16 protein-coding genes and 2 riboswitches are annotated in these 19,715 nt (G+C 50.1%); of the genes, 2 read left to right on the top strand and 14 right to left on the bottom strand.

Going from position 1 to position 19,715, the window contains the following annotated elements:
* Window positions 1-8 precede the first annotated feature (8 nt).
* Window positions 9-2,717, bottom strand: a complete 2,709-nt coding sequence (locus tag PIL01S_RS20750; RefSeq protein ID WP_127539167.1) for a PAS domain-containing hybrid sensor histidine kinase/response regulator — start codon at window positions 2,715-2,717, stop codon at window positions 9-11.
* Between the two features lie 409 nt (window positions 2,718-3,126).
* Between PIL01S_RS20750 and PIL01S_RS20745 the strand changes: the two genes are divergently transcribed.
* The gene (locus PIL01S_RS20745) at window positions 3,127-3,684 is read left to right on the top strand and encodes an acyltransferase (RefSeq protein ID WP_127539166.1); all 558 of its coding nucleotides are present in this window, start codon (window positions 3,127-3,129) and stop codon (window positions 3,682-3,684) included.
* A 96-nt stretch (window positions 3,685-3,780) separates the two neighbouring features.
* On the opposite strand, the gene PIL01S_RS20740 is transcribed toward PIL01S_RS20745, so the two are convergent.
* The 5 genes from PIL01S_RS20740 to PIL01S_RS20720 form a co-directional block, all read right to left on the bottom strand.
* A complete protein-coding gene (locus tag PIL01S_RS20740; protein WP_127539165.1) occupies window positions 3,781-4,515 on the bottom strand; it encodes an ABC transporter permease in 735 nt (244 codons plus the stop codon).
* A gap of 1 nt (window position 4,516) precedes the next feature.
* The gene (locus PIL01S_RS20735) at window positions 4,517-5,233 is read right to left on the bottom strand and encodes an ABC transporter permease (protein WP_127539164.1); all 717 of its coding nucleotides are present in this window, start codon (window positions 5,231-5,233) and stop codon (window positions 4,517-4,519) included.
* Complete coding sequence (locus tag PIL01S_RS20730) at window positions 5,230-6,144, bottom strand: ABC transporter ATP-binding protein (RefSeq protein WP_127539163.1); 915 nt, start codon at window positions 6,142-6,144, stop codon at window positions 5,230-5,232. The genes PIL01S_RS20735 and PIL01S_RS20730 overlap by 4 nt, the downstream gene beginning before the upstream one ends.
* 103 nt (window positions 6,145-6,247) lie before the next feature.
* Window positions 6,248-7,762, bottom strand: a complete 1,515-nt coding sequence (locus PIL01S_RS20725) for a HAMP domain-containing sensor histidine kinase (protein WP_127539162.1) — start codon at window positions 7,760-7,762, stop codon at window positions 6,248-6,250.
* Window positions 7,759-8,442, bottom strand: coding sequence for a response regulator transcription factor (locus tag PIL01S_RS20720; RefSeq protein WP_095291732.1), 684 nt, complete (start codon window positions 8,440-8,442; stop codon window positions 7,759-7,761). Before PIL01S_RS20720 ends, PIL01S_RS20725 begins: the two co-directional genes overlap by 4 nt.
* Window positions 8,443-8,648: 206 nt before the next feature.
* On the opposite strand from PIL01S_RS20720, the gene PIL01S_RS20715 reads away from it, so the two are divergent.
* Window positions 8,649-10,409: an alpha-glycosidase gene (locus PIL01S_RS20715; RefSeq protein WP_127539161.1), complete on the top strand. Its 1,761-nt coding sequence runs from the start codon at window positions 8,649-8,651 to the stop codon at window positions 10,407-10,409.
* Between the two features lie 183 nt (window positions 10,410-10,592).
* Here PIL01S_RS20715 and sdaAA read toward each other — a convergent pair whose 3' ends face one another.
* The 8 genes from sdaAA to PIL01S_RS20675 form a co-directional block, all read right to left on the bottom strand.
* On the bottom strand, window positions 10,593-11,540 hold the full coding sequence (gene sdaAA / locus PIL01S_RS20710; RefSeq protein ID WP_127539160.1) for an L-serine ammonia-lyase, iron-sulfur-dependent, subunit alpha: 948 nt from the start codon (window positions 11,538-11,540) through the stop codon (window positions 10,593-10,595).
* Window positions 11,530-12,219, bottom strand: coding sequence for an L-serine ammonia-lyase, iron-sulfur-dependent subunit beta (sdaAB, locus tag PIL01S_RS20705; RefSeq protein ID WP_127539159.1), 690 nt, complete (start codon window positions 12,217-12,219; stop codon window positions 11,530-11,532). The genes sdaAA and sdaAB overlap by 11 nt, the downstream gene beginning before the upstream one ends.
* A gap of 106 nt (window positions 12,220-12,325) precedes the next feature.
* Window positions 12,326-12,427, bottom strand: a riboswitch (glycine riboswitch).
* A gap of 4 nt (window positions 12,428-12,431) precedes the next feature.
* Window positions 12,432-12,557, bottom strand: a riboswitch (glycine riboswitch).
* A gap of 193 nt (window positions 12,558-12,750) precedes the next feature.
* Window positions 12,751-14,028, bottom strand: coding sequence for an MFS transporter (locus PIL01S_RS20700; protein ID WP_127539158.1), 1,278 nt, complete (start codon window positions 14,026-14,028; stop codon window positions 12,751-12,753).
* Window positions 14,029-14,240: 212 nt separating this feature from the next.
* Complete coding sequence (locus PIL01S_RS20695) at window positions 14,241-15,761, bottom strand: PH domain-containing protein (RefSeq protein WP_127539157.1); 1,521 nt, start codon at window positions 15,759-15,761, stop codon at window positions 14,241-14,243.
* A complete protein-coding gene (locus tag PIL01S_RS20690) occupies window positions 15,754-16,248 on the bottom strand; it encodes a PH domain-containing protein (protein ID WP_127539156.1) in 495 nt (164 codons plus the stop codon). The genes PIL01S_RS20695 and PIL01S_RS20690 overlap by 8 nt, the downstream gene beginning before the upstream one ends.
* Window positions 16,249-16,279: 31 nt before the next feature.
* Entirely contained in the window at window positions 16,280-17,371 is a 1,092-nt protein-coding gene (locus PIL01S_RS20685; protein WP_127539155.1) for a LolA family protein, read from the bottom strand.
* A gap of 33 nt (window positions 17,372-17,404) precedes the next feature.
* Window positions 17,405-18,868, bottom strand: coding sequence for a sensor histidine kinase (locus PIL01S_RS20680; protein WP_127539154.1), 1,464 nt, complete (start codon window positions 18,866-18,868; stop codon window positions 17,405-17,407).
* Entirely contained in the window at window positions 18,865-19,575 is a 711-nt protein-coding gene (locus PIL01S_RS20675; protein WP_127539153.1) for a response regulator transcription factor, read from the bottom strand. Before PIL01S_RS20675 ends, PIL01S_RS20680 begins: the two co-directional genes overlap by 4 nt.
* Window positions 19,576-19,715 lie beyond the last annotated feature (140 nt).

Here is a 19,715-nt window from a genome sequence, read left to right as displayed (position 1 = left end):
GGTTATATTCAATTCGGTGCCAGCTGAGGCTGATCTGTCGGGCCCCATTGCTGAAGCACCCGTTTCAGTTCACTGAGCATGACCGGTTTACTGATGAAATCCCGCATGCCAATCTCGAGACACGCTTCCTTGTCTTCCCGTTTCGCATTGCCTGTTACGGCAATAATCGCAGGGATACGATCCTGTGGAATCAACCGGTGTACAAGATCGGTTGCCTTGAGCCCGTCCATGACAGGCATGTGAATATCCATCAGCACAATATCATACGAATTCTGCGAGATGGCCTCAATGGCTTCGACTCCATTGGTACATACATCCGTTTCATAGCCAAGCTTTTCAAGATACTCGGTCAAAATTTTCCGGTTCACCGGGTGATCCTCAGCCACCAGGATACGCATCGCTACCTTGTCACCTTGACGTGTACGATCATGACTGAATTGACGTGCTGTGTCTTCTGACGCATAATCTACACTTGTGGCAGGTACCGCAAAACGGAAGGTCGATCCTTTTCCTTCCTCACTCTCCACACCGATACTGCCGCCCATAATCTCCACAAGTCGTTTCGAGATGACAAGGCCTAGGCCTGTACCTCCATACTTGCGATTAATGACCGGATGCAGCTGGGAGAAAGACTGGAACAGCTGATCCAGCTTGTCCGCAGGAATACCAATTCCGGTATCTTTCACTGCAAAATCAAGTACACTATCTTCAGGCTTTCTGCCCTTTACAATATCCACGTTGACATCAATACTGCCCTTGTCCGTGAATTTCAGTGCGTTACTGACCAGATTGACCAGAATTTGACGGATACGCATGGCATCACCCACCATGAATTCTGGAATGCTTGGATTCAGACGATACCTGAGCTGCAGCTGTTTTTCGTCTGCCCGAATTTTAAACAGCTCTGCCACCTGCTCCAGCATTTTGCGTAGAGAGAATGGTTCATATGCAAGAGCCATCTTACCCGACTCCAGTTTGCTGAAATCCAGAATATCATTCAGAATATTCAGCAGCGCATCCCCGCTCTCTTGAATGATCTGTGCATATTCCCGCTGCTCTTCCGATAAATCGGTTCCAATCAGCAGTTCGGTCATGCCGACGATTCCGTTCATGGGCGTACGAATCTCATGACTTACCATCGACAGGAACTCTGACTTGGCCTGCGCTGCAAGCTCAGCCGTCTCCTTGGCGCGCACAATTTCACGCTCTCCGGTTACATCATTGAACACAATGACTACGCCCTGGATCTGTTCCTGATCAATAATCGGTGTAACCTGGTATTCCACCAGGAAGCTGCTGCCATCCTTGCGCCAGAATACATCTTCCTTGACCGAGCGTCTTTGTCCATCCATGACGGTCATGTGAATTGGACATTCTTCTTTTGGAAAATAACTTCCATCCGCACGGGAGTGATGGATGATCGGATGGGCGCTTTTGCCGATAAACTCTTCCACTTCATACCCAAACATGGAAGCCGCCGCCGGGTTCATAAACATGGTGGTTCCTTCTGCATCCAGACCATATATGCCTTCTGTAACGGAATTCAGAATCAGCGCATGCTGTTTGCTGAGTTCCTGAATACGATCTATATACTCCTTGCGTTCGGTAATATCAGACAATATTCCGTACACTCCAACCAGTTCCTGATCGACGATAATGGGCACATTGATAATGGATGCATCGAACGTCTTCCCCGTGGAATTCACAATACGCGTTTCATAATGCTGCGGTTTGCCCTGCTTCACCAGCTCAAAGTAGGATTTGCCGCGCCCTACCTCACATGGATCGAGATTGGACAGAAACGATTGTCCGATCAGCTTGCTGCGAGGAATATTGAGCATTTTGACCAGATTACGATTCACCGCACTATACTTACCTTCAAGATTCAATGAATACACCGCAGCCGGATTGTGCTCGAACAAGGATTTATACCGCTGACGACTCTCTCTCAGACGTCTATCCGCATCCTTGTGCTGGGTAATATCACGGCTTATGCTTACGATCTGAATGCCTCTTCCCTTCTCTCCAGCTACTGGCTTAGCGAGAGTTTCCATCCAGATATAGTGCCCTTTCTTGTGCCGCACACGCATTTTGCAGCCGTTGCCAATCTCAGACAACTCCATCGGATCCGGGAAATCTCCGGGATAGCAATAATCCTTGAAGGACTTGCCAGTCACTTCTTCCGGTCGATATCCTAGCAGAGAAAATACGGATGGGGAAACGTAAAGCAGTTTGCCATCCAGCGCACTTGTCGTAATCAGATCCTGGGCGTGCTCAGCAAGCACCTGATACTTTTCTTGTGTCTCCTGGAGTTTCCGTTCCACTTCAACAATGTCCGTCACATCTTTGGCAATACCGTAGATGCCTACAACCTCTTCTCCCGCTGTTATGGGCACGTAGGTAATTTCAGCTTGTCTTACAGATCCATTTTTATGATAAAACGTTATGCTGTTACTGACTGAACGGCCAGTAATGACCTCGTTAATATATTCCTGCCTCGACTGTTCACTGTCTGGTGGACAGACCTGACCTGGATTCATACGCATCAGCTCGTCAAGAGTATAGCCTGATATTCGCTCTACTGATGGATTGGCATCGATATAATTTCCATGGATGTCCATCACATATATGGCATCCGGGTGATTAAAAAACAATGATTGGTAAGAACTTCCCTCAGAAATAATCCGCTTCAGGGTTTCCGTTTTATTAGTATCCAAGGCTTACCCCTCTTTTCTCAGCCTGTATCTTTTTCTAAACATTCTAAAAAGCCATTTTTAGTAATAAGTGTCTACCCTCGAATAACCATGTAAAGCTGCCTAGAAACAGCTTTTTTTATTTTACCAGATTCCAGTCTGATTTTGCTTGCAATCTCGTTTAAATTTGTAATATCCCAACTTGAAAAAGATGGAACCTTCCATTCTTTATTTCAAAATCAAAATCAAATGATTGTTCCGGAAGTCCAAAATCGGCTTTGAAAATCTGGATATTAGTTACAATGTCTTAGATACATTATGTATCATTTCAGCTATAATCGATACACATAGAGCATGCCTGTCCTGTATCAACATTACTTAATTCATGATCGACGCAACAGGACGCGGCTAGTTTTTGGAGAGGATGGAGATTATGCTGCCCAATCGAGTTAAAGTTGCTTATGGGAAGGTAAGAGGAATGGCCTTATTTGGAAGAATTCAGCCGTCACTTAAGCTGCTGCCACGAATAAGAGGCAAGGTATATCTGAATAAGTTTGGTGATCTCCATGTGGGCAAACGACTCAATATCATTGGAAAGCCTTGGGGGACACAGCTGACTGTTGTCAAAGGGGCAAGGTTAACCATCGGGGATGACGTCATGATTAACGCCGGAGTGGGGATTGCTGCCAATATCGAGATCTCCATTGGCAATAATGTCATGATTGGACCAAGGACAAGCATATTCGATAGTGCCTACCACCGAATTGACTCTCTTGATGACGGGAGCAGCATGGCCAAAAAAATCATCATTAAAGACAACGCCTGGATCGGAACCGGCGCATTGGTCCTTCCCGGAGTAACTATAGGAAAAAATGCTGTCGTTGCCGCGGGGAGTACGGTCACCAAGGATGTACCCGACAATACATTGGTTGCCGGAACACCGGCAAAGGTGGTTCGTGAACTTACCATACACGAAGGTTGGTTGAGATAAAGAAAAGATCCCCCATGTCCGCGCATCATCCTTGCTCAGTGGACGGTCTTGGGGGATCTTGTTTTAATGAAGATCTGTTTTTAACATCGTGCAATCCTAGATTTCTTTTTTTCTAAAATACAAAACTCCGATCAAAATAAACAGCACTGCACTCCCTCCAACTACTGCAAGGAGCGTACCCAGCGGTACATTGTAGGCTCCGAATCCTCCGCCTTCCGCCTCTGTCATCAGCAGCATCGGCTGAGCCCAAGGATAGAATGGACCGAATGTCGCCGAGTTCACAATCAAGATGTTCGGTACAGTCAAGGCGAAATTCAGAGCGAGTGGTGCTGCGAAGCTGCTCCAGATCAGGGAAACCAACATTTGCAAACCGGCAAGGGGCAGGCAGGCGAACAGGCCCAGCAGCAATTTGCCCCCAATCCATGCCCAGGGTATGGGCTCGGTTAGACCCTGAATAAATCCGGCCAGCAGAATGGATCCCAGCAGTAACACTTGGGTGCAAAGCAGCAGTAAAATGACGATCGTCAGCTTGCCTGCATAAACGCCTGTCCGGGTAAGCGGCAGCACCAGCATTTGCTTCCATCCCCCGCCAGCATGTTCAAAGCGGCAGACAAACGAGGTGAATACCCCTGTCAGGATCGGCATGAGCAGCATTCCGTGCAAAAAGACCATCGTGCTCATAAGGGTTTCCCACTGACCGGATGGCTCGCTGAGCAGCCCGATAAGCAGAGCTATCAATGGACTCAGCAGAATCAGAAGCCATATGGGAGACTTGCCCATCTTCAGCCGCTCGGCGGACAGAATCCGGAAATAGGTCGTAGCAAAGTTCATCCTAGGCCACATCCTTCCTGCTGAAATGCATCATGCCAAGCAGCATAATCAGGAGTCCCACAGCCAATCCCATCCCTGCGTACATGAATGGATTCGGTCCATTCCATGCCATCTGCGCCCATGCAAGCGGGAAGCTTGGTGAGATACTAAGGGAGAACATGCCTGTGATGGCAAGCACAATACCAAGGGTAACCGGAAGCGCCTGATTTTTGGCGATCATGGTGAGCCACAGCTCAATTGACAACACGGGAAGTGCCCCAGCCAGTGGAAGCAGTCCCAGCTTGATTGCCTGCCCCCACGGGATTTCTCCCGCGCCAAAGCCGAACACCAGACCCAGAATGACGATTCCGGCTGTTAGGAGCAGACAAGAGATGATAAGCAGCACACACGCCAAAAGGAATTTGGCCAGATACACCGCCGGCCTCGGAATCGGCATGGCCAGAAGCTGCTTCCAGGAACCTTGCTCATGCTCAACATTGGCGATCATGGAGCTCAGGATTGTTGCACCCAGCATCAATGCAAGCGGCACAAAAACAACCACATTTTCCAAAAGCCCGTTCCACATGTCATCGCCAAATACTCCTTTTAGATAATCCAGACGCAATCCGAAATTCAGCGCCTGCATTAACGTAAGTCCAATGGGTGCAAGAAAAACAAGAAACCAGATCCCTTTGCCACGAATTTTGAGCCAGTCTGACGATAGTGCACGTCCCGTCATACCATTGCCCCCTCACCAATGACCCGCATGAAAAGGTCTTCGAGCGACTGACGGTGCTCCTCCACCCGGTAAATGGCGTGATCTTGCTCAACCAGTCTGCGCACCAGCAGCGCAATCGCACTGTTGTCCATGTATGGGAATGTAAGCTCAGACCCTTGACGCTGACCGAATTGACCTTGTTCTCTCGCCAGCTTCATCGCTTCCTCCGGCTCGGAGACGGTCAATCGGATGGAGCTGCCTGTCTGGCTGTGCAAATTCGCAATGGTATCCTGAAGGACCATTTTGCCTTCGCGAATAATCCCAACCCGGCTGGCCATCTGCTCCACTTCACTGAGCAAGTGACTTGATACCAATACCGTAATCCCGTGTTCCAGCGGCATGCGCTTAATTAACTCCCGGATCTCCTGAATACCGGCCGGATCCAGCCCATTCGTAGGTTCATCCAATATCAGCAGTTCCGGCTGGCCCAGCAAGGCACTTGCTATTCCGAGCCTCTGCTTCATTCCAAGCGAATATCCTTTAACCGAGCGTTTCGCATCCCTCGTCAGGTCGACAATGGACAGGACCTCGGCAATTCTCGATTTGGGCACGTTCAGGATCCGGCGCAATGCCTCCAGATTCTCCACCGCATTCAGATGGCCGTAGTAGGATGGGTACTCCACGAGCGACCCTACACGGCTCAGGATATCCATGCGATCCTTCCGAATGTCTTTGTCGAAGACACGAATGACGCCTTTTGTCGGTTTGATCAAGCCCAGCAGCATGCGGATGGTTGTTGTTTTACCCGCACCGTTAGGCCCCAGGAAACCGTAGATATCCCCTTTCTTAATATGCAGATCCAATTCGCGAACCGCCGCACGATTGCGATATGTTTTCCATAAGTTAGCCGTTTGAATAATGTTATCACTCACTGTTTGATCACCTCGGATATCATCGTAACCGCCCAAGGTTAAATCTAAAGTGATCTGAAGTTTAAGATTAGTTTAAATCGGGGTTCTACCCCACCAATTCAAGTCAGTAGATAAATATTCTTACGCCCTCCGGCGAGCTGTCCACCTTCTTGCGCAGACCCATCTCGCGAACGAGCAGATCCACAATGGACAGCCCGAGACCTGTACCTTTTGCTCCTATTTCATGCTGCATCCCAGGCCCCTTATCCCGAATAACCAGAGCTGTTCTGTCGTGAATTCGTTCAGTGGATATGCCAATGTATTTTCCGTCTCCTGCATACCGAACCACGTTCTGAAACAGGTTATCCAGAATACGTCGCATGCCCTGTTCATCTACGAGCCAGATCAGCGGCTCATCCGGCAGGTCAATATCGATGTCGAACTGCTCTTTCTCCCATACAGGATACCATGCGGCAGCCGTTTCCCTGACGATCCGGAAAACATCTTTCTCTTCGAGCTTCAGCGTGTACTTACCACTCGCAAGCAGATTGTACGATAACATGTTATCAATAAGTCCACTTAGATCATCCATCTTGGACTCCATGCGTGACAATGAACTGATGCCCTTATCGCTGAGTGCTTCCTTGTGAAGAGTATGCATATGCCCACGAATGACCGTTAGTGGCGTCCGCAAATCATGAGAGAGTCCTGCAATGAGACGTTTGCGGAATTGTTCCTCCTCACGTTCCCTGTGACGGCTTTCGGTCAACTGATACACCATCTGATTGAAGGAGTCTTCCAGCTGACCGATCTCGTCCGATCTGCGAATATCAACTGGAAGCGGTATGCCTTCCTTACCTGGCGTAATCATGGCTGTCTGCAGACGGATCAACCGTTTACGAATCCGCGCGAAGAACAGAATCGACATCACAATGAAGAACAGAAAAATAATCGTCATCAGCAAACCAAGATACAGGAGCTCCATCGGCCAGTTGCTCTGGGATTTTTGCAGCAGATATCTCGGCACTTCAATGACCATGAAGCCTTTTCCCTTGTCCTCATTGCCTCCACCTATAAATGAAACGACGGTTAACGGGTCACGATAGACGGCTTCCTTCATGAATGCCAGCGTGTAGGATGCATCCCATACTGCGGGAATGCGGGTTTCGACCTTTTTCTGATCATCCAGCGGCCATTTCAGAGTAGTCAGGGTTGAGCCATTTGCCGGAGTTTCAACTACTTCTACGCCTTCACCTCCAAGTATAAAAGCAGTTTTCCCATTCTCATCCACTCTGTACACTGAAGATTTGGGATACCGCGCATGCAACTGCTTCATGCGATTGTCTATCATAGCAGGCGTTGCCTGACCCAGCTTCTTCGATTCATTGGACCAGAGATTGCTTATGTGCGTAACGTCACCATAAGGAGCAGTATTACTGCTCTTACCCATGTTATTCACAATCACCACATATACGATGGAGGTGATGGGAAGTACGACGGGAACAAATAAAACGGCACACAAGATCAGAATCATATAACGGGACATGAGTGATTGGCCAAATCGAAACTTACGTTTCCCGGTATTTTCCCCTTCGCTCTGATCTTTCGGTTTCTCTTGCTTTCTGAACCGTCTGATCATGGTTTCTTCACACGGTATCCAACCCCGCGTACGGTTTGAATGACCGACGGATTGGCCGGATCCCGTTCAAGCTTCTCGCGCAGATGGCGAATATGTACCATTAATGTCTTATCCCCGTCCAGATAAGGCTCATTCCAGACAGCCTCATAAATCTGTTCTTTCGTACGGATCATGCCCATATGCCTGAGCAGGTACGCGAAGATGTGAAATTGTTTTCCCGATAAAATAATCTCCTCCCCCGTCTCCTCATTGACGATCCGATTGTCCTTCTCATAGATGGACAGGTGATCCAGCTTCAAGGCAGCATCGGAGGAAACGGTGGTCCCTGCCTTGCGCAGCTGTACTTCAATACGTGCAGCGAGCTCATCGGGGTGAAACGGCTTGGTTACATAATCATCGGCAAAATCAAGCCCATGCAGCTTGTCATCGATGGATGTTCTGGCCGAGAGCATGACGATGGGCACAGAAGGATGTTCCTTTTTCAGCCGCTGTCCTACCGTAAATCCATCCAGTCCCGGCAGCATGACATCCAAAATAATCAGCGAGCAGCCCCCGGCAGCTTCAGCTGCACCCTCTCCGCTTCCCAGCCATATGACCTCATAGCCACGCTCCTCCAGATCCGCTCTGACCCATGTCGCGATTTCTGTATCGTCCTCAATGTATAGCAGTTTTGTTTTCATGCGTAAATTCGTTTCCTTTCTGCACCCTTTGGGTTAATTATATATCTGAACATATTGGAGTAAGCTGTATGTATGAACGAAGCACCATCTAAAGGGACTACTCCGTTACTTTCATTAGTTATTATACCTTAATCTTCAGCTACAGAAATGCCATGCCTGATGTCCATGAAGTACATATGAAGTGAATAGACGGGAGGAGTTTTAACATGCTGCTGGAAGCCATCTATCATCAACCCAAACGGAACTGGGCATATGCCTACGATAAGGATACTGTTCGCCTGCGCCTGCGTGCCAAAAAGAATGATCTCACCGAGGTATACGCCATGACTGGCGACAAATACGCATGGGAAAATACCAAAAAGCAGATCTCTTTAACCAAGTTCACCTCAGACTCCATGTTCGACTACTATGAGGGTGAAATAAAGCCTCCGTACCATCGTCTGAAATACTCCTTTTTGCTCAAAAGCGGAGACGAGCAGATCTGGATGTCGGAAACGGGTTTCCATGAAGACGAACCGGACGATCCGGGGCAGATGTTTCAGTTCCCCTATATTCATTCGGGTGCGGTCTTTACGCCGCCTGAGTGGGTCAAGGATGCAGTTTTCTATCAGATCTTCCCCGAGCGGTTTGCCAACGGCAATCCGGATCTGAATCCAGAGAATGTTGAGCCATGGGGCGGTGAGCCTACACCGTCCAACTTCTTTGGAGGCGACCTCCAGGGTGTAATGGATCATCTGGACTACCTCAGTGAGCTAGGCATTAATGCCATTTATTTTACCCCCATCTTCGAAGCAACCACCAATCATAAATATGATACCGAGGATTACCTCCGGGTAGATCGGCATTTCGGTGATGCAGACACCGTGAAACGATTGGTCAAACTGTGTCATGAACGCGGTATTCGGGTGCTTCTCGATGCGGTGTTCAATCATTCCGGGAAGACGTTTGCCCCATTTGTAGACGTACAGGAAAACGGGGAGAAGTCCAAATACAAGGATTGGTTCCATGTTCATGAATTCCCGCTGGATGTGAAGGATGGCATACCTACGTATGAGACCTTTGGATTTGAGCCTCACATGCCGAAGCTGAACACGGAAAATCCGGAGGTGAAGGACTACCTGCTGAAGGTAGCCGAGTATTGGATCAAGGAAGTGGGCATGGACGGCTGGCGGCTGGACGTTGCGGACGAAGTGGATGATGCGTTCTGGCGCGATTTCCGCCGGGTGGTCAAGGCTGCGAATCCAGAGGCGTATATTCTCGGAGAAATCTGGAACGAATCCTCGGCCTGGCTGCAAGGTGATCAGTTCGATGCTTCCATGAACTATCCGTTTACCGATGCCGTGAATAGTTTCTTTGTCAAAAATAAAATGAATGCCGAGACATTCGCGAATTCCATTGGACGGCAGCTGTCACGTTATCCGCTGCAAGCCAGCGAAGTGGCATTCAACCTGCTGGATAGCCATGATACGCCAAGGCTGCTGACACTGTGTGAAGGCGATCAGCGCAAGATGAAACTGGCAGCATTGTTCCAGTTCACCTATCTGGGCACGCCGTGCATCTATTACGGAGACGAGATCGGGCTGGATGGCGACCATGATCCGGGCTGCCGGAAATGCATGGAATGGGACGAGGCGAAGCAGGACCGTGAGTTGTTCACCTTTTATCAGCAGCTTATCGCCCTTCGCCATGCCCATCCCGCTCTACGTGCAGAAGGTCATGTTCGATTCCTGCAAGCCCGTCCTGAAGGCAGCCAGCTCGTTCTCGAACGGCAGAGTGAGGATGAACGCATTCTCGTTCTGTTCAATCGTTCGGAGGAAACGGCGATCATTGAATTCGAGGGTGGCGCGGGCGAATGGACCGAATTGTTGGACGGTAACCACCGCACAGCTAAGGACGGCGATGTTCTCGCTGTTGAACTGCCAGCATACGGTTATGCTGTGTTAAGTACAGATATCAGTCAGGGATAAACGGTAAATATTTATTTCTCATCGTCGTAGATTACAAGAGCTTTCTCCTGTAAAGCCCGGAGTTAGGCTGAGGCTCTTTCTCATCAAATAAAAAAAAGGCGTCCAGCATGACCTGTAAAGGCCAGTGGACGCTTTTCTCCATTTTGTCTCCTGTATAATTAATCCTGTCCTATGGGCTTCGTTCTATGCCTGCTCTTTCGAAATATCGGTTGTGCTCTGTGGTTCGGACTCAGCTTCAGGTTCCGCACGCTTCGCTTTGGGTTTCGCCAGCTTCTCCATCATTTTCCGGCCCGTTGGCGTCTGGGCCAACCCGCCCTGCGCTGTCTCGCGGTGTCTGCTCGGCATCGCACTTCCCACTTCCAGCATGACATCAATGACTTCATCCGATGGAATAGCACTTCTTACCCCGGCCAGCGCCATATCGGCTGCAGCCAGTGCCGTTACCGCACCGAGTCCGTTGCGGACGATGCATGGAATTTCAACAAGCCCTGCGACCGGATCGCAGATGAGGCCCAGTGTATTTTTTAACGCGAGACCTACGGCATGAACGACCTGCTCCGGCGTCCCCCCACGCAGCTCCACCATTGCACCGGCAGCCATGCCGATCGCCGAACCGACTTCTGCCTGACAGCCACCCTCTGCACCAGAAATAAACGAGTTATTGGCGATGACATATCCAATTGCACCTGCACAGAATAAGCCGTTCACCAGATGCTCATCACTCCATCCGAATCGCTCCTGGGAGCTGATGAATACACCGGGGATAATCCCGCAAGAACCCGCTGTCGGCGTAGCCACAATCCGGCCCATGGATGCGTTGACTTCAGATACACACAGCGCATAGGCCATTGCCAGTGCGGAAGCGTCCCCCGAGCAGGTTTCGCCCTGGCGAATATATTCGGCCATCTTTTTGCCGTCTCCGCCGGTCAAGCCACTGCGCGAAGTGGTGTCCTCCGTCAGTCCTTTGCGTACAGCCTCTTTCATCACCTGATAATATTCCGACATCTGCCGCACAACGTCCGCTTCCGGCGTATTGGTCTCCTGGACCTGCTCCTCGATCATTAGCCGGGCAATGGTTTTGGATTCAGCCGTACAGATCGTATTCAGCTCATGCAAGTGCTTAAACCGCATCCGGATCAACCCCTCTCTTCAAATCAATGACGCGAATATCTAGCACATGATCCAGTGACCGCAACCGTTCCAACATCTCGGCACTTGGTGCTCCGTCCATTTCCATCGCTGTTAGTGCTTCGCCATCCCGGGCTTTTCGGTCTACCTGCATATAACCGATGTTAACCCCTGAGGAGCTGATCGTAGACGTCACGGAAGCAAGCACCCCTGCCTTGTCCGCATGGCGCAGAACGAGTGTAGGGAATTCCCCGCTGATCTGTACCCGGAAATCATTGAGCGCATGCACCGACACACTGCCGCCGCCAATCGAAGCACCAACGAGTGAACATTGACGCTCACCGTGCCACAGCTCGATCTTGACCGTATTCGGATGCGGAGCAGGCAGTCCACTTGTATAGAACTCAACCTCCATACCCGCTTGTTCGGCATACGCCTCGGCGTCCGGTATCCGCGGATCATCCGTGACATAGTCAAGCAAACCACCAATTAACGCCAGATCTGTACCGTGACCTTGATACGTATCGGCAAATGAGCCGTACAGTGTCAGCCTGGCACGTTCAGGCGTACACCCCAGCCACTGCCTTGCAATTCTTCCCAATCTCGCTGCCCCAGCTGTATGTGAACTTGAAGGGCCCGTCATCGACGGACCAATAATTGAAAAAACATCTTTAAATCGCATCCTGCACCCCTCCATATCGTCATATCCATCCAGACACGCACCATAATGTTCCTTCATTACTGAATGATGACATCAAAAAAGGACAGTAGAAGGCCTTAGGCCCTCTCTCTGTCCTCGTTACCTGAGAGTTTCATGATCAGAGGCCGCCCCATGGGGTACCCTTCTCATCATATACCCCTTGGGTGGCGCATTCGCGCACTCTCCAGAGTTGCGTCCAACGATGGTACATTTACCTGAGAGATTAACCACCTGCGCCGGGTGCGCAGCGGCTTGCTCCTTCGGTGCCTGGCAGCCTACTGAAACCAATGGCCTGCCCAGGTCTCTCCCGCTCGTTCTCATCCGCTGTATCGTATATATTCGCATGAACACATATCAAACGTTGTCCTTGTGAGATTGATCATTCATATAACAGATTAATATGCAACACACGTAATGTCAACAAAAGTAACGCATCATTATCATCTTGGCAAAATTCCTCTAATATTATATGCAGCTTTCCACGGAATCGTTCAGTTTTCAATAGGATATAGACTAGCTATGTAGAGATTTTGAGGAAGAGCTGTGATCCTTATAATATGACTGTCTTGAAGGAAGCCAGCTCGTAAGCCATAACAGAAGGGAACCCAGCATCAGAACTGCCGAAACGACCGTATATACCGTTCGAAGAGAGATCACTTCGGCAACTACACCCATGACCAAAATCGAAATGACCTGCAATGCACTCAGCATGAGTCCAAGTACGCTGCTCATTCGCCCCATCAAGTCTACCGGTATATTATTCTGATAAAAGGTGACCAGTCCCGTGTTTGCCGGCGCCGAACACAACCCAAGCAGAATAAAGGCGAATGCGGCAAGTTCGAACGAAAACGAACGAGCGAACAAGAAATAACCAAGCGCAACCAAGAGCACGCCTCCGCCCATCATGTGACGGATGGACAAGTGTTTGGCGAACAACCAAACCAGCAGAGAACCCGCCATGTATCCAGCTCCAGTAACACTCATCAACGCACCATACTGTGACTCGGACAGGTTCATGACTTGACGGATAAACACCACTTCCTGTGCATCCAGCGACATGCCAATAACAAGAATAATCTGGAACAAGGCATAGATGCCCACCACATATCCTGCTTGGCGACTGAATAGCATTACGGCTCGCCAATCCTGGGCAATCAGGCGAGGGGTTAGCCTTGTCCTACCGCTGCTCTGCTCTCCAGTGCCCAGCCTTGGCAGTAACATCAGGATGAGCGCCGACACCACAAAGGAAGCTGCATTGGCATAGATCGCCGCTGCAGGTGACAGATAAATCAACATGACTCCGGCTATGGCTGGGCCTGTAATAAAAGCACCAGAACTGATCATTGCCTGCAGGGAATTGAATCGCTTGCGCCGCTCAGCAGGAACCAGCCGGGTGATGTACACCTGCGAAGAAGGTACGAATATGGATGAGGACATGCTGACAAGAAAAATGATGCCGTACATCATCCATAGACTGGGCATCAGCGGAAGCAATGCCACGAGCACAGCTCTCACCACATCCGCCCCAATCATCAGCTGCCGCTGGTCGTAGCGGTCAATCAGACTGCCTGACCAGAACTTGGTGCATACCGAGGCAATCGGCGAGATAATCCACAAGCCTGCAACTGCCGCCGGGGACTGTGTCATGTTAAGCACCATCAAATTAATGGCTACAATGTAGATGAAATCCCCCAGGTTGGATATGCCTACTCCGCCCAGGAGCAAACCAGCATGTTTCCATCCCCCTGACTGGGTGCCCTTCCCTTTCTCCTGATCTCGATCATTGCTCATCCATCAGATCCCTCCCAGGTTCATTCATGAATTTTAAGAAGCACTGAATTAAAACCCAATAATTGTATTATCTCCTATTTGATCCTTTTTCGCAGTAAAAAAATGGACGATGCCCGGCGTCGATCATCATGTTTCGCAAGGCTTCCCGTACCAAAAAGACTGCCGTTAATCGGGCAGTCTCAAGTCGGTTTAATCCAAGTTGCTTTTCTATATCATTTTTGGGTCAAATTCGAAGCCTGCCGAAACCATTCCTTTACGGCATTAGCCTGGCCATATTCCATGAATATGGCTTTGAAGCCGCCCCGATTCACCATCAGCCTCGCCCGAACGGATAACAAGGACTTGCTTCGCTGTCTTCGGGTAGCCACAGTATCCACTGTGACCACATGAGGCCGGCGCATCAGCGCTGTTCTGCGGGAGATGGCCCGGTGGCGAAGGGTTAACAGCTTGCCCTGAATGCTCAGCCCTTCATCCTTGAAGCACCCGTATCCCCAAACGGCACATAAGGGAATAAGGAGAAATAGAAATGCACCCATCGGGCCCAGAAACACCGTCCCCGCTGTTCCCAGCAGGGCTGCACCAAGCAGTTTCCAGCGCAGGAATAACCAGCGAGCTCGGTCCGGGGGTCTGTTAGCAGGTGGCTGCATGACGAATTGCGGTACAATTCGGGCAAGCAGCTCATTGACATCGCGGAGCGGCAGCAGCGGATGAAGCATCATTTTTTTCTCCGTCTCTGAAGTCAAAACGAAAATCTCCACCTCGGCATAACCAAACGGCTGTCGCAGCAGTCCCTCCCTGATCTCCACCGCCTGGACCTTCCCTGGTGAGAACACATGCTTCTTTCGGTCGAGCAATCCGGAAACAATCGTAATATTACCGCCTTCCTGCTCCACCGTGAATCCGGCATACTTTATCGTGAACAGGACAGCAGACAAGATCCAAGCCAGCAAAAACATGACAGGAACCAGTCCGAGCCACCAGATCGCTGGCAGCTGTCCAGCCCGCTCAACCAAGCTGCTGTAGAAGTGCGCAGGGAGCAGGTCATCCGCGAAGGAATAAACCCCAGTACCGAATACGACAACGAGCGGCAGATTCATCGTGGTCAGCGCTCCGGCAAACAGTCTTCCGGCTGACAGCCGCAGCAGAACCTCCCGTTCCGGCTGAATAAGCGGAGCCGATGCCTTGATGTGTTTCTCCTTTTGCTCAGGAGATTCTCCCTCTTCATCTGAGTTAAGATCTTCAGCATGTTCAGCTGAGAGAGGTGCTTCCGCTTTCTTCACAGCCTCATTCCGCTTCTGATATAACCACTGCTCTACCCGCTCGGCCTCCGCAACGGCAAGAGCGGGTAATACACCATCGGCCTCTTTACTGCCGCCTGGCGTCTCAATCTTGAGCTGTGCCAGCCGGAGCAAGCGCTGAATCAGAGGCTGCTGTGTCTGGATGGAGTGAATACGGCTGAAATAGATCGATTTCTCCTCCCTGACAAATATGCCCTGACGCAGCACAATCCGATCATCCTGAAGCGTGTAGCTGAATTTACGCCATTTAAACCACCCGTACAAAATAAAAGGAAGCGTAAATAGAACAATGGCAGCAGCATAACCATACCAGGGAAACTTGCTCCAGTTCACGCCTTTGATGACGAGTAGAACGAGGATGGGAATGATGGACTTCATTACGCTAAAAAAGGGAAATAACATGTACAGCTTATGTAGATGCTTTGGTTCATTCATCGGGATCTTCCACCTTCGCCAGATGTCCGATATTACGCTTCAATTGCTCTGCTTCCTCTCTTTCCAGTCCGGCGATATGGAGTGTGGCTGCCGCAGTAACGATGCTGACCTTGGCAAGTCCATACTTTCGCAGCAGCGGACCGCTCTCCAGTTCCACCTGCTGTACACGCGTCATCGGCACAATCGTATCCGTATGCCATAACCAGCCGGAATGGATCTCCACTTCATCCTCAGCCACCCGAAAACTAAAGTGTCGGTGTCGCAATCCCGGCAGAATCCAGGTGTACCAGATCAGTGAAATGATAAAAAGCCCTAATCCAATCCAGCCCGGCCACAGCACCCAGTCTCTAACCCATGCGATCATCAGATATCCAGCAGCCAAAAGAGTCAACAGCCCATTGACCATAAGGGCCGTCAGGGCTGTAGCTTGTTTGGCTTTGGGGTGGAGACGTCGCAGTTCTCCGTTGTTAACCTCTGTGTAATCCATTGCGTGACTCACACTCTCCTACCATTCAAAATTAAGGCTGATTAGGAAGCTTCAGATTCTTCGCCCAAGCCTGAAGCTTCTCCTTCGTCCATTCCTCGTTCTCACCCATGATGGAGTAACGCAGCCCATTTTCAGTCCATGATATGTTCCGTATGCTCTTCATATACGAACCCTCGGTATCCCGAACCTCCACCTTGGACTCATCAGGCAGCAGTGTATCATCCACATTTTCATCCGGCGCCTTGAATATGGACAGACTCACTTCAACCTTGTCGTTGTTGACGTAATACAAGGTCACTTCATCCCTGCCGAACTCTCCGCTTGATGAAAACATCTCCATTCGAGACAGCTCAAGCTCACCGCTCATATCCTGTAAAAAGGGTTGGCCCAACGCTTGTTCGGCTTCTTCCAGACTCACTTCCGAACTCTGGCTCAGATCGTTCAGATCTTTCACTTCCACTTCTTCGGGAATGTCGATTACGAACGTATCCTCCGAAAATTCAGGATCATATTGAATCGGATCATAGATCATTTCTGACTTTTCATCACCATATGTGCTAATGACTTTAACAATCATCCACGTTTTGGGGTCAACCCAATATTCGGAAGAAAGGGATAAGGTACCATCCTCTTTCGGCATCAGCTTGATGTGAATGACTTCCTGTCCGTGAAGCTCTTCCTGTCCCATCATATCCACATCATGGGAATCCCGCAACCGTTCCAGCTGATCCACCAGCATCTGTTTTTGAGTCTGTTCTGGCTGTTGTCCCGTGTCAGATACGTTCATCGAATAGGCCGTTCCGGTCTCTTTTTCGTAAATGGTGATGTCTGTTCCGTTATTGACCGCGTAGCTGATATTGCCATTCTCCTCGGTTTCGGTGCGCTTACGCCCGGTCTCTCCGTCGACCCATTCCTTAATGTGCATGGTGTGACTCAATTTGTCATCCGACCACACTTTCATTACACCTTCAGCATAGTACGAAGCGGGTTTCGTTTCTGCAGTGACAACCTTCTCGATCATCTCATCTCCTGACAGGCCAACCAGATCCTTCTCAGCGCAGCCTCCGAGCAGTGACCCCGCAAGTAGCGCTGTACCGAGCATCATCCATCCTTTTTTCATCATTATCGTTCATCCTCTCTCATTCGTTTAAGGGCATTACAACTCGGGCAATCGACATACAGCCAGCGTGCCGTATCCTTCAGCCGACCACATGCGCATCTCACCTCCATGCTTGATGGCAATCCGTTTGGCTATGCTTAATCCGAGACCTGAACTGCCCGCATATGCCTTCTCTTCCTGATTCTGATGTTGAACATAGGGTTCGAAAATACGATCCAGCTGTTCTTCGGGAATAGCAGTCCCTTCATTTTGCACCAGAATTAATGTTGATCCCGTTCTGTACTTATCCAGCTCCAACGCCAGTGTTGGAATAACCCATTCCGGCAGCGGCTGATCTGAAGCAATAACACCCAGACCCATCAAACCGTTCTTGCTTGTATGACGCAGTGCATTGTTGATCAAATTATCTGTCAGACGCATCAGTTGTTCGGGATGAAGCCGGTAAAGGCGGTCTGTGCGGACAACCGTTCTTACCTCAACCTGTCCACGCTCAGTTAGTCCCCCGTAACTTCCAAGCAGCATATCGAAAAACTCTTCTCCTTCCACCTCAACCATGGCCATCTCCAATTCACTGGAACCCAGCGCCGAATACATTTCAAGTTCACCAATCATGTGTTTCATCCGTTCCACATTACCAAGCAACACATTCCGGTAGTCCCGTCTCTCTGACGGTTCCAGCGGAGCATCAACACTGAGTGCCTCTGCGTAGGCACTGATGGACATTAATGGCGTCTTCAGATCATGAGACAGCGAAGCAACCATGAGCTCTTTCTCTTTTTGCTCCTTCTCCACCTCTGCCTGAGTCTGCTTGACTTTCTCCTGCATTGCATCAAATTGCTCCAGCAGCATGCCCATTTCATCCCGACGTACCGGTACGTTATCCACGGGAACCTGCCCCCGTGCAAATGCATGCATTCTGCCCATCAGATGTCTCATCGGACGGAAGAGCTTTCTGGATAGAAGCCAGAGCACGGTGCCATATAACAGGATAAAGAAAACACCAGCGAACCCAACGACCCAGGCTGTCCGAACCGAGATGCCCTCCAGCCACTCTCCGCGAAGCATGGTAATCTCGTAAATGCCAATCAGTTCACCCTTTTCCCATACCGGCTTTTTCAGCGTAAACGTGCGATGACGAATCTGCATGTCGTACAGATCACGATATAGCTCCGAACCCCTGACTGTATAAGCTCCGGCAGCCCAGGTATCCCCGCCGGATGTATACACCCGGATCCCTGAAGGCAGATAGAGGTCAACGTTCACTTGATCACTAGCCAGCCCGGAGAGCGAAGCATAGGCATCCGAAGATTGCAGACGGTACAAGTCCGGATCGGACAACCTCTTTTCAATAGGAGCCAGCCGTCCGGCTAACTCTACATATTCCGCTACGGAGCGCTGGTCGTTATAGTAGTTGTACAGGGAGAAAAGTGCCCAACCTGCAGCGACAGGAAGCAGCATCACAATGAGAAAAGCAACCATCAGCCAGTACTTCAGCTTCATTCTGCTATATCTCCTATAAATCGGTATCCGCTGCCCCACACGGTCTGAATCCAGCGTGGTTGATGTGGTTCGTCGCCCAGCTTGGCCCGCAGGCTTTTTACATGCACGGTAACCGTACCTGAGCTTCCTGCTACTGGCTGGTTCCACACATGTTCATACAGCTCCGCTTTGGTGAATGCACGGCCCGGATGAGAGGCGAGCAGCGTGAGCAGGGCCCATTCCTTGTTCGTCAGCATGACATCTTCCCCGTGAACCTGCACCTGTTGTTTCAATGGGTTGATTGACAAGCCGTCGTTGTACGCTTGATGGGTCGCTTCCGGCTTGATGCCCTGATATCTGCGATATCTGCTCAGGTGGGCTTCAATGCGTGCTGTAAGCTCCGCCAGGCTGAACGGCTTGGTAATATAATCGTCAGCGCCCAGACCAAGACCTCTCACCTTGCTCTCCTCTTCGATGCGTGCACTCATCATGAGCAGCGGAACGTCGCTGATCAGCCGAATATTTTTACATACCGTGAACCCATCCATCTCCGGCAGCATCAGGTCGAGCAGGACCAGCTGATAGGTCCCCTTCCTGAAATCTTCCCAGCTCTCCAGGCCGCTCGAAGCCCAGGTCACCCCATATCCCTCACGCCGAAGATGGTCCATCAAAATGCGGGCAATTTCCGGATCATCCTCCACCAGCAATATGTTCACGTTGTCTCTCATCGCTGCTCATCCTCCCATGACTGTATTGTAACGAAATACAACTTTTTCTCCGCAGAGTTTATACTTTCTTCATAAATGGTTCTTGAAGCAAAAAAGCTAAGAGTATACAAAAAGAGCCCCCTGAGTTCAGGACGCCCCAA

The sequence above is a fragment of the Paenibacillus illinoisensis NBRC 15959 genome (genome assembly GCF_004000925.1).
Taxonomy (GTDB): domain Bacteria; phylum Bacillota; class Bacilli; order Paenibacillales; family Paenibacillaceae; genus Paenibacillus; species Paenibacillus illinoisensis.
The sequence above is the reverse complement of the archived record's forward strand: the minus strand, read 5'-3'. Positions and strand labels throughout refer to the sequence as shown.

What these genes read in the sequence shown, in the direction of transcription:
- PIL01S_RS20745 (WP_127539166.1), top strand. Translation starts at nt 3,127, where the DNA reads ATGCTGCCCAATCGAGTTAAAGTTGCTTATGGGAAGGTAAGAGGAATG.
- PIL01S_RS20740 (WP_127539165.1), bottom strand. Translation starts at nt 4,515, where the DNA reads ATGAACTTTGCTACGACCTATTTCCGGATTCTGTCCGCCGAGCGGCTG.
- PIL01S_RS20735 (WP_127539164.1), bottom strand. Translation starts at nt 5,233, where the DNA reads ATGACGGGACGTGCACTATCGTCAGACTGGCTCAAAATTCGTGGCAAA.
- PIL01S_RS20725 (WP_127539162.1), bottom strand. Translation starts at nt 7,762, where the DNA reads ATGATCAGACGGTTCAGAAAGCAAGAGAAACCGAAAGATCAGAGCGAA.
- PIL01S_RS20720 (WP_095291732.1), bottom strand. Translation starts at nt 8,442, where the DNA reads ATGAAAACAAAACTGCTATACATTGAGGACGATACAGAAATCGCGACA.
- PIL01S_RS20715 (WP_127539161.1), top strand. Translation starts at nt 8,649, where the DNA reads ATGCTGCTGGAAGCCATCTATCATCAACCCAAACGGAACTGGGCATAT.
- sdaAA (WP_127539160.1), bottom strand. Translation starts at nt 11,540, where the DNA reads ATGCGGTTTAAGCACTTGCATGAGCTGAATACGATCTGTACGGCTGAA.
- sdaAB (WP_127539159.1), bottom strand. Translation starts at nt 12,219, where the DNA reads ATGCGATTTAAAGATGTTTTTTCAATTATTGGTCCGTCGATGACGGGC.
- PIL01S_RS20700 (WP_127539158.1), bottom strand. Translation starts at nt 14,028, where the DNA reads ATGAGCAATGATCGAGATCAGGAGAAAGGGAAGGGCACCCAGTCAGGG.
- PIL01S_RS20695 (WP_127539157.1), bottom strand. Translation starts at nt 15,761, where the DNA reads ATGAATGAACCAAAGCATCTACATAAGCTGTACATGTTATTTCCCTTT.
- PIL01S_RS20690 (WP_127539156.1), bottom strand. Translation starts at nt 16,248, where the DNA reads ATGGATTACACAGAGGTTAACAACGGAGAACTGCGACGTCTCCACCCC.
- PIL01S_RS20685 (WP_127539155.1), bottom strand. Translation starts at nt 17,371, where the DNA reads ATGATGAAAAAAGGATGGATGATGCTCGGTACAGCGCTACTTGCGGGG.
- PIL01S_RS20680 (WP_127539154.1), bottom strand. Translation starts at nt 18,868, where the DNA reads ATGAAGCTGAAGTACTGGCTGATGGTTGCTTTTCTCATTGTGATGCTG.
- PIL01S_RS20675 (WP_127539153.1), bottom strand. Translation starts at nt 19,575, where the DNA reads ATGAGAGACAACGTGAACATATTGCTGGTGGAGGATGATCCGGAAATT.